Annotated in this window: 14 protein-coding genes; 12 read left to right on the forward strand and 2 right to left on the reverse strand. The window is 71.3% G+C overall.

Annotation, left to right across the window (positions count from 1 at the left end; translation table 11 throughout):
* Positions 1–10 precede the first annotated feature (10 nt).
* Complete coding sequence (coaE, locus tag K8F61_RS02700; protein WP_219084563.1) at positions 11–610, forward strand: dephospho-CoA kinase; 600 nt, start codon at positions 11–13, stop codon at positions 608–610.
* On the opposite strand, the gene K8F61_RS02705 is transcribed toward coaE, so the two are convergent.
* Positions 597–1,214 carry a DUF4126 domain-containing protein gene (locus tag K8F61_RS02705; protein WP_231820602.1) on the reverse strand — a complete coding sequence of 206 codons (618 nt, stop codon included), beginning with the start codon at positions 1,212–1,214 and terminating at the stop codon, positions 597–599. The two genes, coaE and K8F61_RS02705, sit on opposite strands and share 14 nt — an antisense overlap.
* A 99-nt stretch (positions 1,215–1,313) precedes the next feature.
* Between K8F61_RS02705 and uvrB the strand changes: the two genes are divergently transcribed.
* Together uvrB and K8F61_RS02715 are read left to right on the forward strand one after the other, a co-directional pair.
* Positions 1,314–3,395: an excinuclease ABC subunit UvrB gene (uvrB, locus tag K8F61_RS02710; protein WP_067244153.1), complete on the forward strand. Its 2,082-nt coding sequence runs from the start codon at positions 1,314–1,316 to the stop codon at positions 3,393–3,395.
* Positions 3,396–3,423: 28 nt separating this feature from the next.
* On the forward strand, positions 3,424–3,786 hold the full coding sequence (locus K8F61_RS02715) for a TfoX/Sxy family protein (protein ID WP_067244151.1): 363 nt from the start codon (positions 3,424–3,426) through the stop codon (positions 3,784–3,786).
* A gap of 15 nt (positions 3,787–3,801) precedes the next feature.
* Here the strand turns inward: K8F61_RS02715 and K8F61_RS02720 are convergent, their stop codons facing one another.
* Complete coding sequence (locus K8F61_RS02720; RefSeq protein ID WP_231820603.1) at positions 3,802–4,059, reverse strand: hypothetical protein; 258 nt, start codon at positions 4,057–4,059, stop codon at positions 3,802–3,804.
* Between the two features lie 46 nt (positions 4,060–4,105).
* Between K8F61_RS02720 and K8F61_RS02725 the strand changes: the two genes are divergently transcribed.
* The 9 genes from K8F61_RS02725 (at position 4,106) to rapZ (ending at position 14,615) form a co-directional block, all read left to right on the forward strand.
* Positions 4,106–4,549 carry a MarR family winged helix-turn-helix transcriptional regulator gene (locus K8F61_RS02725; RefSeq protein WP_067244147.1) on the forward strand — a complete coding sequence of 148 codons (444 nt, stop codon included), beginning with the start codon at positions 4,106–4,108 and terminating at the stop codon, positions 4,547–4,549.
* A gap of 75 nt (positions 4,550–4,624) precedes the next feature.
* Positions 4,625–5,353 (forward strand): DUF4129 domain-containing protein, encoded by a 729-nt coding sequence (locus K8F61_RS02730; protein ID WP_231820604.1) that lies wholly within the window; start codon positions 4,625–4,627, stop codon positions 5,351–5,353.
* Positions 5,350–5,859, forward strand: a complete 510-nt coding sequence (locus K8F61_RS02735) for a hypothetical protein (RefSeq protein WP_231820605.1) — start codon at positions 5,350–5,352, stop codon at positions 5,857–5,859. Before K8F61_RS02730 ends, K8F61_RS02735 begins: the two co-directional genes overlap by 4 nt.
* Positions 5,843–6,832 (forward strand): AAA family ATPase, encoded by a 990-nt coding sequence (locus tag K8F61_RS02740; protein ID WP_231820606.1) that lies wholly within the window; start codon positions 5,843–5,845, stop codon positions 6,830–6,832. The genes K8F61_RS02735 and K8F61_RS02740 overlap by 17 nt, the downstream gene beginning before the upstream one ends.
* On the forward strand, positions 6,829–8,199 hold the full coding sequence (locus K8F61_RS02745; protein WP_231820607.1) for a DUF58 domain-containing protein: 1,371 nt from the start codon (positions 6,829–6,831) through the stop codon (positions 8,197–8,199). The genes K8F61_RS02740 and K8F61_RS02745 overlap by 4 nt, the downstream gene beginning before the upstream one ends.
* On the forward strand, positions 8,196–8,741 hold the full coding sequence (locus tag K8F61_RS02750) for a hypothetical protein (RefSeq protein WP_231820608.1): 546 nt from the start codon (positions 8,196–8,198) through the stop codon (positions 8,739–8,741). Before K8F61_RS02745 ends, K8F61_RS02750 begins: the two co-directional genes overlap by 4 nt.
* Positions 8,742–8,750: 9 nt before the next feature.
* Entirely contained in the window at positions 8,751–11,690 is a 2,940-nt protein-coding gene (uvrA, locus tag K8F61_RS02755) for an excinuclease ABC subunit UvrA (protein WP_067244735.1), read from the forward strand.
* On the forward strand, positions 11,690–13,717 hold the full coding sequence (gene uvrC, locus K8F61_RS02760; protein ID WP_219084570.1) for an excinuclease ABC subunit UvrC: 2,028 nt from the start codon (positions 11,690–11,692) through the stop codon (positions 13,715–13,717). Before uvrA ends, uvrC begins: the two co-directional genes overlap by 1 nt.
* Before the next feature lie 25 nt (positions 13,718–13,742).
* Complete coding sequence (rapZ, locus tag K8F61_RS02765; RefSeq protein WP_067244737.1) at positions 13,743–14,615, forward strand: RNase adapter RapZ; 873 nt, start codon at positions 13,743–13,745, stop codon at positions 14,613–14,615.
* Positions 14,616–14,671 lie beyond the last annotated feature (56 nt).

Below are 14,671 nucleotides of genomic sequence, written 5' to 3' on the forward strand. Positions count from 1 at the left end.
GACTGGCGGGATGCCGCTCATCGCGCTCACCGGCGGGATCGCCTCGGGGAAGTCCACGATCGCCGCTCGTCTGGCCGAGCACGGCGCCGTCGTCGTCGACGCCGATGCGATCGTCCGGGAGGTCCAAGCCCCCGGCTCGCCCGTGCTCGCCCGCATCGCCGAGAGGTTCGGTCAGGAGGTCATCGCCGCCGACGGCTCGCTCGACCGCGCTGCGCTCGGAGCGATGGTCTTCGACGACCCCGCGGCGCTCTCCGACCTGAACGCGATCGTGCACCCCGCGGTCCGCGACGAGTCGCACCGCCGGTTCGAGCGGGCCCTCGCCGCGGATCCGGGCGCGCTCGTCGTCTACGACGTGCCGCTGCTCGTGGAGGCCAGGGCGAACGATCCCTGGGACCTGATCGTGGTCGCCGACGCCCCCGCGGAAGTGCGGGAGGAGCGTCTCGTCACCGAGCGGGGGATGACGAGAGAGGCCGCCCGGTCCCGGATCGCGGCGCAGGTCTCGGACGAGGCGCGCCGCGCGATCGCGGACGTGCGGATCGACACGACCGGCTCCCTGGACGACACCCGTCGTCAGGCCGATCGCCTGTGGGAGCGCCTCAGGCGGGCGTGACCGGCGGCGCCGCGTCCGCGGACCGCCGTCGGCGGCGTGCGGCGCGTCGGACGAGGACGACGGCGCCGACGATCAGGCCGATCAGCAGCAGGGCGGCGAGGAGAGGAACGACGATCGCCGCGGCGGCGAGCGCGAAGGAGGCGGCGTCCTCCGAGGTGCTGAGCACGGGGGCCGCGATCCCGGCGGTCGCCGTGTTCGCGGCGACCCGGGTGGTGGCCTTGACCGCGTGCACGACGAGGGCGATGGCGATGCCGGCCAAGATGGGCACCCACGCGTTGGTCGAGAAGAACGTCGAGGGGTCGTCGACGGCGACGGTCTGCGCGTTCGACCCGGCGCCGAAGGCGATGCCTCCCGCCGCGGGGCGGACGATGCTCTGCAGGACGTCGTTCGCGGAGTCGAGGGCCGGGATCTTGTCGGCCACGATCTCCACGAGCAGCAGCGCGCCGATGACCCAGAGCGCGATGTCGCTGGACAGCCAGGTCCATCCTGCGGGCAGAGCGACCGCGGGCAGGAGGCGGTCGGCGAGACCGAGCAGGAACAGCGGCATCCAGGCGTTGAGGCCCGCTGCCGCGGCCAGGCTGGAGCCGATCACGAACTCGATCACGCCCTCACTCTAGGCCGCGACGGCGGCGGACGCCCGACCGCTGTGCGGATGAACGGCCGTCCGGCCCGCGTGTCGGTGGCCCCGCCTACGCTGGTAGTCATGCAACCCACCCGCAGCGTCCGGCCCTTCGAGGTCGTCAGCGAGTACGCGCCCTCCGGCGACCAGCCGCAGGCGATCGCGGAGCTCGCCGCCCGGATCAACGCCGGCGAGACGGACGTGGTCCTGCTCGGCGCCACCGGCACGGGAAAGTCCGCGACGACCGCGTGGCTGATCGAGCAGGTCCAGCGCCCGACGCTGATCCTCGCGCACAACAAGACCCTGGCGGCCCAGCTCGCGAACGAGTTCCGCGAGCTGATGCCGCACAACGCGGTCGAGTACTTCGTGTCGTACTACGACTACTACCAGCCCGAGGCCTACGTCCCGCAGACGGACACCTTCATCGAGAAGGACTCCTCGATCAACGCCGAGGTGGAGCGGCTGCGGCACTCGACGACGAACTCCCTGCTGTCGCGGCGCGACGTGGTGGTCGTGTCGACGGTGTCCTGCATCTACGGACTGGGTGCGCCCGAGGAGTATCTCCGCGCGATGGTGGCGCTTCAGGTGGGGGAGCGATACGACCGCGATGCGCTGATCCGCCAGTTCATCTCGATGCAGTACAACCGCAACGACGTGGACTTCTCCCGGGGGAACTTCCGGGTGCGCGGCGACACCATCGAGATCATCCCGGTGTACGAGGAGCACGCCATCCGGATCGAGCTCTTCGGCGACGAGATCGAGGCGCTGTACTCGCTGCACCCGCTCACCGGCGAGATCATCGAGCGGCTCGACGCCGTGCCGATCTTCCCCGCGTCCCACTACGTGGCCGGCACCGATGTCGTACAGCGGGCGATCGGCTCGATCGAGGAGGAGCTCGCCGAGCGGCTCGCGGAGCTCGAGCGACAGGGCAAGCTGCTGGAGGCGCAGCGACTGCGGATGCGGACGACCTTCGACCTGGAGATGCTGCAGCAGCTCGGCTTCTGCTCCGGGATCGAGAACTACTCGCGCCATATGGACGGTCGCGAGCCGGGCGAGCCGCCGCACACGCTGCTGGACTTCTTCCCCGACGACTTCCTCCTGGTCATCGACGAGTCGCACGTGACCGTGCCGCAGATCGGCGCGATGTACGAGGGGGACGCCTCGCGCAAGCGCACCCTGGTGGATCACGGCTTCCGCCTTCCCAGCGCCCTGGACAACCGCCCGCTGCGGTGGGACGAGTTCACGCAGCGGATCGGCCAGACGGTGTACCTCTCGGCGACGCCGGGCAAGTACGAGATGGGCGTCGCCGACGGCGTCGTGGAGCAGATCATCCGCCCGACGGGGCTCGTGGACCCGCAGATCGTGGTGAAGCCCTCCAAGGGCCAGATCGACGATCTTCTGGAGGAGATCCGCCTGCGGGTGGAGCGTGACGAGCGCGTGCTCGTGACGACCCTGACGAAGAAGATGGCCGAGGAGCTCACCGACTTCCTCGGCGAGCACGGCGTGAAGGTGCGCTACCTGCACTCCGACGTCGACACGCTGCGTCGCGTCGAGCTGCTGACCGAGCTGCGCGCCGGGGTGTACGACGTGCTGGTCGGCATCAACCTCCTGCGGGAGGGGCTGGATCTGCCCGAGGTGTCGCTGGTGGCGATCCTGGACGCCGACAAGGAGGGTTTCCTCCGTTCGGGCACGTCGCTCATCCAGACCATCGGCCGTGCCGCCCGAAACGTGTCGGGCGAGGTGCACATGTACGCCGACAACATGACCGATTCCATGCGCAACGCGATCGAGGAGACCGAGCGGCGCCGCGAGAAGCAGATCGCGTACAACACGGCCCACGGCATCGATCCGCAGCCGCTGCGCAAGCGCATCGCCGACATCACGGAGGTGCTGGCCCGCGAGGGAGCGGACACCGCCGAGATGCTGTCCGGGCGCGGCGGGCGGGCGGGCCGGAGCGGGAAGGGCAAGTCGCCCACTCCGAACCTGCGTCGCGAGGGGATCGCCGCGGAGGGGGCGGAGCAGCTCGAGGCGACCATCGCCGACCTGTCGGACCAGATGCTCGCGGCGGCGTCGGAACTGAAGTTCGAGCTGGCTGCCCGGCTTCGCGACGAGGTGCAGGACCTGAAGAAGGAGCTGCGGGCCATGGAACGGGCAGGACACGCCTGAACCGGCGATCGAGCGACGGGAGCACGGCATGGATGAGGCGGGGACCGAGCTTGCGGATCGCGTGCGGGCGCTGCTGGCCGACGAGCCGACGCTCGAGGAGAAGCGGATGTTCGGAAGCCGCGTCTTCATGGTCAACGACCGGATCCTGGTCGGCGCGCGCCGCGGGGGCGTCCTCCTGGTCCGGCTGAGCGACGAGCACGGGGAGGAGCTCGTCACGCGTCCGGAGGCTCGCGTGGCGGTGATGGGCGCGCGCAGCATGGGGACCCGGTGGCTCGACGTCGACACCACCGGGTTCGGGGACGCGGAGCTGATGTTCTGGATCGACGCCGCGCGTGAGGACAACGCGGCGCCCTCGCGCGGGCCCGACGGCAGTGACGACGGCGAGGGGTGAGGAGACGGGGGCCGGTCAGGGGCAGTGCATCAGCGGCTTGGGTCCCGATCGGTCGATCTCGTGTGAGGTCATCGGAGCGCCGCACAGCGGGCAGGCGCGCTGTGCCCTCTCCGCGTCGGACGGAGGAGGCGTCGCCTCGTACGGGCCGACCGACGCCGGGCCGGCGAACCGGATGAGGTTCGTGTTGAACCACGCGTAGAGGCCGCCTGCCTCGCGGATCCTCGTCCGCAGCGGCGGACGAGGGGCTGGGCTCGGATCCGGGGTGTTGTTCATACTGCTTAGTGTACTAATGATTTGTGTGCGAGGTATCATCGACGCCATGGAGGAACCGACGCCGGAAGAGATGCTGCGACTGGAGAACCAGCTGTGCTTCGCCCTGGTCACCGCCGCGCGCAACGTCGTGGCCATCTACCGACCGATCCTCGAGCCGCTGGGCCTGACGCACCCGCAGTACCTCGTCATGCTCGCGCTGTGGGAGCAGGCGCCGAGGACGCTGCGCGAGCTGGCCACCGAGCTCGCGATGGATCCGGCCACGGCGTCCCCGCTCGTCAAGCGTCTGGAGGCGGACGGACTGGTGGAGCGCGTCCGGAGCTCCGCGGACGAGCGGCGCCTCGACATCGGCCTCACGGCCGCCGGCCGGGCACTGCGCGAGCGGGCGCTGGCGGTCCCGGGTCAGGTCCTCGCTCGGCTGGGCATCTCCGCCCACGACGCCGCCGCCGTCCGCGACGGTCTGGCGCCGTATGCCGGTGCCGTGACGCTCTGAGCCCGCGGTATCCGTCTCCGGGCGTCGCCTGTGGAGAACCGGGGGTGAGAGCGGCGGTGACCTAGGGTGGGGCGTATGCGCCGCGACGACACGCGACCCACGAGGGGAATCGAGGCGCGTCGCACGGTCGCCGGCGGATCGGCGTTGGTGGTGCTGATCCTGGTGCTGATGGCCTTCGCGGCACTGCAGGGGCGGCCGGTCTTCGGTCAGCTGCTGTTCGAGGGCGCCGGCGCGGTCACGCCCTCTCCGCCGCCCTCGATCGATGCCGGGACCGCGCCGCCGGACGTCCGCGATCAGGATCCCGCGGCGCTGGCCTGGCTCGGCGTCGTCCTCGGGATCCTCGTCGCGATCGCCCTCGCCGCTCTGCTGATCTCCGGGCTCGTCGTCCTCCTCCGACGACTATGGCGCGATCGCCCCTTGCGCGTTCGGGCGGGGGTGCAGCTGCAGGACGCCATGCCCGCCCCCGACGCGTCCGATCCGGCGGCCGACGCCCCCGTGGTGCGCGCCGGGATCGCCGGAGCCCTGGACGCCATTACGGCGATCGGACGCCCCCACGACGCGATCGTCGCCGCGTGGGTCGGGCTGGAGCAGACGGCTGCACGGGCGGGGCAGTCCCGTGGTGCGTCCGAGACCGCGGGAGAGCTGGCGGTGCGGATCCTCTCGCGGCATCGCGCATCGGCTGCCGAGGTGACCGCCTTGCTCCGGCTGTACGAGGACGTTCGCTTCGGCGGGGCGACGGCATCGGAGCGCGATCGCGCGGAGGCCGCGCGGCTGCTCCGCCGTATCGAGGAGGCGTGGCGATGAGAGCCCGGATCGGGCCCGTGCTGATCGGCGTCGCCCTTGCGATCCCGGTGCTGGCGGTGCTCGTCACGCTGGGCGCGCCGTGGGGATTCTCGATCGCGTGGCTCCTGCTCGTCGCCGCGGGGGTCGTCGTCGCCCGGCGGACGGTCTTCGACGACACCGCGACGTGGCCTCCCGCCGAACCCGAACGGCCGGTCGTCGGTTCTGACGTGTCCCGGCTCGCGTGGTCCATCAATCCCCGTACGGGAGTCGCGGGACACGCGATCGTGCGCCGCGTCCAGAGGGTCGTCCGTCGGCGGCTGTCCCGCCGGGGCCTCGATCTGGACGATCCGGCCTCGGCGGCCCGGATCGACGCCCTGCTGGGGCAGGACCTGCGGACGGCCCTCACCGCCAAGGAGGTCCGTCGCGACGATCTGCGTCGGATCCTCGACGCGGTCGACCGGCTCGCGCCGGCCTCCGCAGACGCACGACACGACCGAGAGGACGATGGACATGACCGATCACGATGAGACACCCGCGCCGGACGTGGACGAGGTCGCGGAGGTCGGGCGGCGCGTGCTCGCCGGCGTGCGGACCGCCGTCGTGGGGATGGACGAGCCCCTGTCCGTCGCGCTCGCGACGATCCTCGCCGGCGGGCACGTGCTGTTCGAGGACGTGCCCGGTCTCGGCAAGACCCTCGCCGCGCGAAGCCTCGCGGCCGCGCTCGGACTGGACTTCCGCCGTCTCCAGTGCACGCCCGACATGCTGCCCGGCGACGTCACGGGATCCTTCGTGTACGTCCCGGGCTCGACGGACTTCGAGTTCCGTCCGGGCCCGATCTTCACGGGCATGCTGCTCGCCGACGAGATCAACCGCACGACGCCCAAGACGCAGTCGGCGATGCTCGAGGCCATGGCCGAGCGTCAGGTCACGGTCGAGGGGCGGCGGTTCCCGCTGGCGGAGCCGTTCCACGTCATCGCCACCGCGAACCCCGTCGAGTACGAGGGGACCTACGCGCTGCCCGAGGCGCAGCTGGACCGGTTCATGGTGCGATTGTCGGTCGGGTATCCGACGCCCGACGCCGAGACGGACATCATCCTGGAGCGGGTCCGTCGAGGACGCCCGGACACCGTCGTGGAGCCCGTGATCGACGGCGCGGGGCTCCGTCGGATCCAGGAGGCCGTCGAACGGATCCACGTCGATCCGGACGTGGTCCGGTACGGCGTCGCACTCACACGCGCGACGCGCGAGGCGGCCCCGGTCGCCGTCGGCTCCTCCCCGCGCGGGTCACAGGCGCTCGTGCTCCTCGGACGCGCCCTCGCCGCGCTCGACGGACGGGGATACGTCCGCCCCGACGACATCAAGCGCATCGCGGTCCCGGTGCTCGCTCACCGCCTCACGCTGACGCCCCAGGCATGGGCGCAGGGCACGGACCCCGCATCGGTCGTGACCGCGGCGCTCGCGCAGACCCCGGTGCCTCCGACCGTGGGCGCCGCGCCGTGACCGGTCTCCGCCGCGGCCCGCGGACGGCGCAGGGCGCTTCCCCCGACCCGGCCGAGTCGTCCGGCCCCGCCGAACGCGTCGCCGTCCGCGTGCCCCTGCGCTGGCGGCAGACACCGGTCGTGCCCCTCGGGATCATCGGCGCGGTGCTGCTCGCCGCGGTGGGGCTCGCCGCCTCACGGGCGGACGTCGTCGCGCTCTCGACGCCGCTCGCGCTCGCGACGGCCTGGGCGCTGTGGCGGCGGCCGGCGGCGGGCCGGATCGACGTCGGCATCAGCGCCCGCGCCGGGGACGCGGCCGAGGTGCACGTCGCCGTCGACGTACGGGCCGACGCGGAGGCCGTCCAGTTCGCCGTGGATCAGGACCGGCGCAGGAGCGGAACCGTCGACGTGGCGCCCGGCAGCGGCGTGCTGCGGTCGCGGAGCCGGCTGAGCCACTCCGGTCCGATCGAGCTGCTCCGCCTGACCGCACGCGCGGTCGCGGCCGACGGCGCGTGGGTGAGCGAGGTCGTCCCGGCCGGGAGCCTGACCTGGAAGGCGGCGCCGCGGACGCGACGGCTCGACCGGCTCCCGACCTCCGTCCGGCTGACAGGGCTCCATGGTGCGCACGAAGGGTCGCGGATCGGTCAGGGCGGCGAGTTCCGGGACATCCACCCGTTCGCGCCCGGGGACGAGCTCCGCCGCGTGGACTGGCGTGCGACGGCCCGGGCCGCCCGAAGGCCGGGGGACCTGCTCGTCCGCCGCACGCAGGCGCTGAGCGACAGCGCCGTCGTGATCGCGATGGACACCGCCGACGATCTGGGAGCGGTCGTCGCCTCCTGGGGCACGCCGGACCGGGAGCGCAGCGGTGTCACGTCCCTGGACCTCGCCCGTGAGGCCGCCCTGTCACTGGCGACGTGCGCGGTCGAGACCGGCGACCGGGTCGCCTTCCACGTCCTGGCCCCGGGCGGGCGGGCCGTCCGCAGCGGTTCCGGCGCCCGTCATCTCGCGCGCCTCCGCGGTGTGATCGCCGGGACGGGGGCGAGCGGGGACGGGTCACGGTTCCGGCGCACGCCCCCGATCGGGAGCGGATCGATCGTCTTCGTGCTGTCGACGTTCTTCGACGGGGCGGCCGCGGAGATCGCCACGCGCTGGCGCGCGGGCGGCCACGCGGTGGTCGCCGTGGACGTCCTCCCCGAGCCGGACACGGCGCGGCTGACCGCCGAGCAGACGGTCGCGGTGCGCACGCTGCTCGCCGAGCGTCAGGACGTGATGGCGGACCTGCGCGGCGCGGGGGTCGAGGTCGTGGCGTGGAACGACGACGGTGCCGACGCCGCCCTGCGGGCCGTCGCCGCGCACGGTCGCGCCGGGGCCGGGCGGGGGCGACGATGAAGAGACGGGCGCACGAACTGCGCGTCCCGCGCGGCATTCCCGGGATCGTTCCTCGGCTGCTGGTGCTCCTGGTCACGACGGCGGGGGTCCTCGCCCTCACCCCGTTCATCGTCTGGCAGGTGGTGGCCGTCGCGGCAGCGTCCGTGTCGGTGGTTCTTCCGCGTTCGTTCGCTGCGTGGGCGGGCGCGGCCTGCCTTCCGATCGGCGTGCTGCTGACCGCGCCGTCGCCGGGCCGCACGGCGCTCGCGGTCCTGCTCGTCCACGCGATCCACGTGCTGGCAGCACTGTCGCTGACGATCCCCGCCGGTTCACGGATCGCGCCGGGCCTGCTCCGGCCCGTGCTGCGGCGCTTCGTCGTGATCCAGGCGATCGCGCAGCCCGTCGCGGCCACGGCGGCGCTGCTCCCGCAGGCCGGTGCGGCGGACACGGCCTGGCTCGCGCCGCTCGGGGCCGCGCTGCTGCTGGTCGTCGCGACGGCGACGACGCAGCTGATGCGCCGGGGTTCCGCCGCTCGCGGAGCCGATGTCGGTGGCCCCTCCTAAACTTGTCGGGTGCCCATTGTTCCCGTCGCCAGCCCAGGAAAACTCAGTGTCCGCGGTGCCCGCGTGCACAACCTCAAGAACGTCGACCTCGAGATCCCGCGGGACTCGCTCGTGGTCTTCACCGGTCTCTCCGGATCAGGCAAGTCCAGCCTCGCGTTCGACACGATCTTCGCCGAGGGCCAGCGTCGCTACGTCGAGTCGCTGAGCGCCTACGCCCGTCAGTTCCTCGGGCAGGTGGACCGCCCCGACGTCGACTTCATCGAGGGGCTCAGCCCGGCGGTGTCGATCGACCAGAAGTCGACGAACCGCAACCCTCGCTCGACGGTCGGCACCATCACCGAGATCTACGACTACATGCGTCTGCTGTGGGCGCGCATCGGCGTCCCGCACTGCCCGGAGTGCGGCGAGCGGATCCAGCGTCAGACGGTGCAGCAGATCGCCGATCAGCTCATGGAGCTGCCTGAGCGCACCCGCTATCAGATCGTCGCGCCGGTGGTCTCGCAGAAGAAGGGCGAGTTCGTCGACCTCTTCCGCGAGCTCGGCGCCAAGGGCTACGCCCGCGCCATCGTCGACGGCGAGATGATCCAGCTCTCCGAGCCGCCGACGCTCAAGAAGAGCTACAAGCACGACATCGCGGTCGTGGTCGACCGCCTCGTGGCCTCGGGGGACATCCTCGGGCGTGTCACGGACTCGGTCGAGACCGCGCTGTCTCTGGCGGGCGGCGTCATGCAGGTCAACTTCGTCGACGAGAGCGGCGACGCCGCATGGCAGTCGTTCTCGGAGAAGCTGGCCTGTCCGAACGGCCACGCGATCACGCTCACCGAGATCGAGCCGCGCACGTTCTCGTTCAACGCCCCGTTCGGCGCCTGCCCGGCATGCTCGGGTCTCGGCACACGGATGTCCGTGGACGTCGATCTCATGCTCGGTGACGAGGAGCTCTCGATCCGCGAGGGCGTCATCCTGCCCTGGACCACGCAGGGCAAGGGCCTCTTCCAGTACTACGAGCGGCTCCTGGAGGGTCTCGCCCGCGACCTCGACTTCTCGCTCGACACGCCGTGGCGCGAGCTCCACTCCGATGTCAAGGAGGCGGTGCTGCGCGGCGACAACTACAAGGTGACCGTCAAGTGGAAGAACCGCTACGGGCGGGAGATGCGGTACTCCTCGGGCTTCGAGGGCGTGGTGCCGTACATCGAGCGGCAGTATCTGCAGGCCGAGAGCGACACGCAGCGCGGTCGGTGGGGTGAGTACCTCCGTGAGGTCCCGTGCCCGGTCTGCAACGGCGACCGGCTCAAGCCCGAGGTCCTGGCGGTCCAGGTGCACGGGCACTCGATCGCGGAGGTCTCGCACCTCAGCCTCGCGGAGGCGCAGCAGTTCATGCAGCGGCTCGAGCTCACGCCGAGAGAGGCGAAGATCGCCGCCCAGGTGCTGCGGGAGATCCGTCTGCGGCTGGACTTCCTGCTCCAGGTCGGTCTGTCCTACCTGAACCTCAGTCGGTCGGCGGGCTCGCTCTCCGGCGGCGAGGCTCAGCGCATCCGCCTGGCGACCCAGATCGGCTCCGGGCTCACCGGCGTGCTCTACGTGCTGGACGAGCCCTCGATCGGGCTGCACCAGCGCGACAACCGCCGTCTGATCGAGACGCTGCTCACCCTCCGCGACCTGGGCAACACGCTGATCGTGGTGGAGCACGACGAAGAGACGATCGAGGCGGCCGACTGGGTCGTCGACATCGGTCCCGGCGCGGGCGTCGGCGGCGGGGTCGTCGTCCATTCCGGGCCCTACGAGGCACTGCTCGGCGACACCGACTCCATGACCGGTGACTACCTGGCGGGGCGCCGTGAGATCCCGACGCCGGCCAAGCGGCGTCGGATCGACCGCAAGCGGATGCTCAGCGTGGTCGGTGCGCGCGAGAACAACCTGCGCGGCGTCACGGCGGACTTCCCGCTCGGAGTGCTCACGGCGGTCACCGGCGTCAGCGGATCCGGCAAGTCGTCGCTCGTGAACGACATCCTCTATCAGGTCCTCGCGGCGCGTCTCAACGGAGCGCGCACCGTGCCCGGCAAGCACACCCGCGTGACCGGGCTGGACAATCTCGACAAGGTGGTCCACGTCGACCAGGCCCCGATCGGGCGCACGCCGCGGTCCAATCCGGCGACGTACACCGGCGTGTTCGACCGGATCCGCACCCTCTTCAGCGAGACGCCCGAGGCGAAGGTGCGCGGGTACCTCCCCGGCCGCTTCAGCTTCAACGTCAAGGGCGGTCGCTGCGAGGCCTGCTCGGGCGACGGCACCATCAAGATCGAGATGAACTTCCTCCCCGACGTGTACGTCGACTGCGAGGTCTGCCACGGCAAGCGCTACAACCGGGACACTCTTGCCGTCCACTACAAGGGGAAGAACATCGCCGAGGTCCTGGAGATGCCGATCGAGGAGGCCGCGGAGTTCTTCGAGCCCATCCAGGCGATCCACCGGTACCTGCGCACCCTCGTGGACGTCGGTCTCGGCTACGTGCGTCTGGGCCAGTCGGCGACCACGCTCTCCGGCGGCGAGGCGCAGCGGGTCAAGCTCGCCACGGAGCTGCAGCGCCGGAGCAACGGCCGCAGCATCTACGTGCTCGACGAGCCGACGACGGGTCTGCACTTCGAGGACGTGCGCAAGCTCCTCGAGGTGCTCAACGGGCTGGTGGACAAGGGCAACACCGTGATCGTGATCGAGCACAACCTCGATGTGATCAAGTCCGCCGACTGGGTGATCGACCTCGGCCCCGAGGGCGGCTCCGGCGGCGGGCAGATCATCGCCACCGGCACGCCCGAGCAGGTCGCGAAGGTGGACGAGAGCCACACCGGTCGCTTCCTGGCGGAGATCCTGCAGCCCGAAGGGCGCGCGGGCCGCGCATCGGCACCGCGGGCGGTGAAGCGCAGGGAGCCGGTGTCCGAGCGCAAGGCGAGCTGATGGCGCAAGAGCTCCCGTACAAGCCGCGGGCGGGGGAGATCCCGACCGATCCCGGTGTGTACCGCTTCCGCGACGCCCAGGGGCGCGTGCTGTACGTCGGTAAGGCGAAGAACCTCCGTCAACGGCTGTCGAACTACTTCGCGCCGCTGCGGACGCTGCACGAACGCACCCGGCGGATGGTCACCACGGCCACCTCTGTCGAGTGGACGGTCGTGCCCACGGACGTGGATTCGCTGCAACTCGAGTACATGTGGATCAAGGAGTTCGATCCGCCCTTCAACGTCCGGTACAAGGACGACAAGTCCTATCCGTTCATGGCGGTCACGCTCGGTGACGAGGCCCCGCGGGTCCTGGTCACCCGCAACCGTCGGATCCCCGGTGCGCGGTACTTCGGCCCGTATCCGAAGGTGTGGGCCGTCCACGAGACCATCGACCTCATGATCAAGGCGTTCCCGATCCGCACGTGCAGCGACGCCAGTTACCGCCGGGCGATGCAGACGGGGCGGCCCTGCTTCCCCGGGCAGATCGGAAAATGCGGCGGGCCGTGCTCGATGACGGTCACGATCGAGGAGCACCGGGCGATGGTGGACGACTTCATCGCGTTCATGGAGGGCGGTGACGAGCGCTTCACCCGGGAGCTCACCCGGCGCATGCGCGAGGCGTCGGCGGCGATGGACTACGAGAACGCCGCGCGGTACCGGGACAAGCTCGCCTCGATCGAGGCCGTGCTCGGCAAGAGCGCCCTCGTGCTTCCCCAGGACGAGGACGCGGACCTGTTCGGGATCGCGGAGGACGAGCTCTCCGCGGCGGTGCAGCACTTCGTGATCCGTGGCGGCCGGGTCCGCGGCGTCCGCGCCTCGACGGTGGAGAAGGAGATCGACATCAGCGGCGGGGACCTGGTGGATCAGGTCCTGCAGCGTGCCTACGGCGAGGCGGAGGGGGACGCCGTGCCGCGCCGTGTCCTCGTGCCTTCCCTCCCGGACGACGTCTCGGAGCTCGAGCAGTGGCTGCGCGATCGCCGCGGTCGGAAGGTGGAGATCGCGGTCGCGCAGCGCGGCCAGCGCGCCGAGCTCATGCGCAATGCCACCGTCAACGCCCAGCAGGCCCTTCTGCGACACAAGATGAAGCGGTCCAGCGACTACGTCACGCGCACCCAGGCGCTCACCGACCTGCAGGAGGCGCTGGGACTGGCCGAGGCGCCGTTGCGGATCGAGTGCTACGACATCTCCCATCTGAGCGGGACCAACGTCGTCGGCTCCATGGTGGTCTTCGAGGACGGGCTCCCGCGCAAGGACCAGTACCGATCCTTCGGCATCCCCGAGACGACGGACGACACCGATTCGATCTACCAGGTGCTGCGCCGTCGGCTCGCCCATCTGGACGCCCCGGAGGGCGAGCCGCTCGCCCCCGGCGCGCCCCCGGCCGATGCTCTGGAGACCGCGGACGCCGCGGAGGCCGAGGCGCCGCAGGGGAAACGGCGGCCGCGCTTCGCGTATCCGCCGCAACTTCTCCTCGTGGACGGCGGACGGCCGCAGGTGGAAGCCGCGGCACGGGCGCTGCGCGACGCCGGGCACACCGAGATCGGGCTGGCCGGCATCGCCAAGCGGCTCGAGGAGATCTGGCTCCCGGGCGACGAGTACCCGGTGATCCTGCCGCGGACCAGCGAGGCGCTGTACCTGCTGCAGCGCCTGCGGGACGAGGCGCACCGGTTCGCGATCACGCACCAGCGCAAGAAGCGCAAGCGCGACATCACCACGGTCCTGGCGGAGGTGCCCGGCCTCGGCGCCGCCCGCATCCGCGCGCTGCTGCGGCATTTCGGGTCAGTGGCCGCTCTGCGTCGCGCGGAACCGTCGCAGATCCAGGAGGTCACCGGCATCGGTCCCGCGCTGGCGCAGAGCATCCACACGCATCTCGCCACGACGCGGACGGCGCCTGCCGATCCGTCGCCGGAGGACGCCGAGGCCCCTCCGGCGGCGCTCGCGCCGGCCCCGGAGCCTCCGGCGCCGAGCATGCCCGCGGATCGGTAGGCTGGTCAGGAGCGAAGGGGGAGACATGAGCGCCGCCGACCAGGGCGAGTTCCTGATCGTCACCGGTATGTCGGGCGCGGGCCGTTCCACGGTCGCGAACGCCCTGGAGGACCTCGGCTGGTACGTCGTCGACAACCTCCCTCCGCAGATGCTCCGTCCTCTCCTCGACCTGGCGAATCTCGGCGGCGCCGCGCTGCCGCGGGTCGCTGCGGTCGTCGACGTGCGAGGTCGCAACCTCTTCGACGACTTCCCCGGCGTCGCACGGGCGCTCCGACAGCACGGCTCCGTGCGGGTGCTCTTCCTCGACGCCTCCGACGACGTGCTCGTGCGCCGGTTCGAATCGGTGCGGCGACCGCATCCGCTGCAGGGCGACGGCACGCTCCTCGACGGGATCCGGATCGAGCGGGCACGGGTGGCGCCGCTGCGCGAGGCCGCGGACATCGTGATCGACACCTCCGCGTTCAACATCCATCAGCTCGCGACCACGGTCACGGATCTGTTCGCCGAGGAGGGGGCGGCCCGGCACCGCCTCACCATCATGAGCTTCGGCTTCAAGTACGGTCTCCCGTCCGACGCGGATCTCGTGGCCGACATGAGGTTCCTGCCCAATCCGTTCTGGATCGACGAGCTGCGGGACTCCACCGGGAAGGATGCGCCCGTCAGCGAGTTCGTCCTGTCCCGAGAGGGCGCGGAGGAGTTCCTCGATGCGTACACCGCGGCGCTGAAGCCGGTGCTCGAGGGCTACCAGCGCGAGAACAAGAGCCATTCCACGGTGGCCGTGGGCTGCACGGGAGGCCGCCATCGTTCGGTGGCGGTGGCCGAGGAACTGGCCCGACGGCTCGCGTCGGTGCCGGGCGTGGCCGTCACGGTCCGTCACCGCGATCTCGGTCGGGAGTGACGCGCGCGGCCGCACCGGTCGGGTCGATGCGGGGTGCGGGAGCCGAGTAGGCTATT

The organism is Microbacterium resistens (assembly GCF_021172025.1).
GTDB lineage: Bacteria > Actinomycetota > Actinomycetes > Actinomycetales > Microbacteriaceae > Microbacterium > Microbacterium resistens.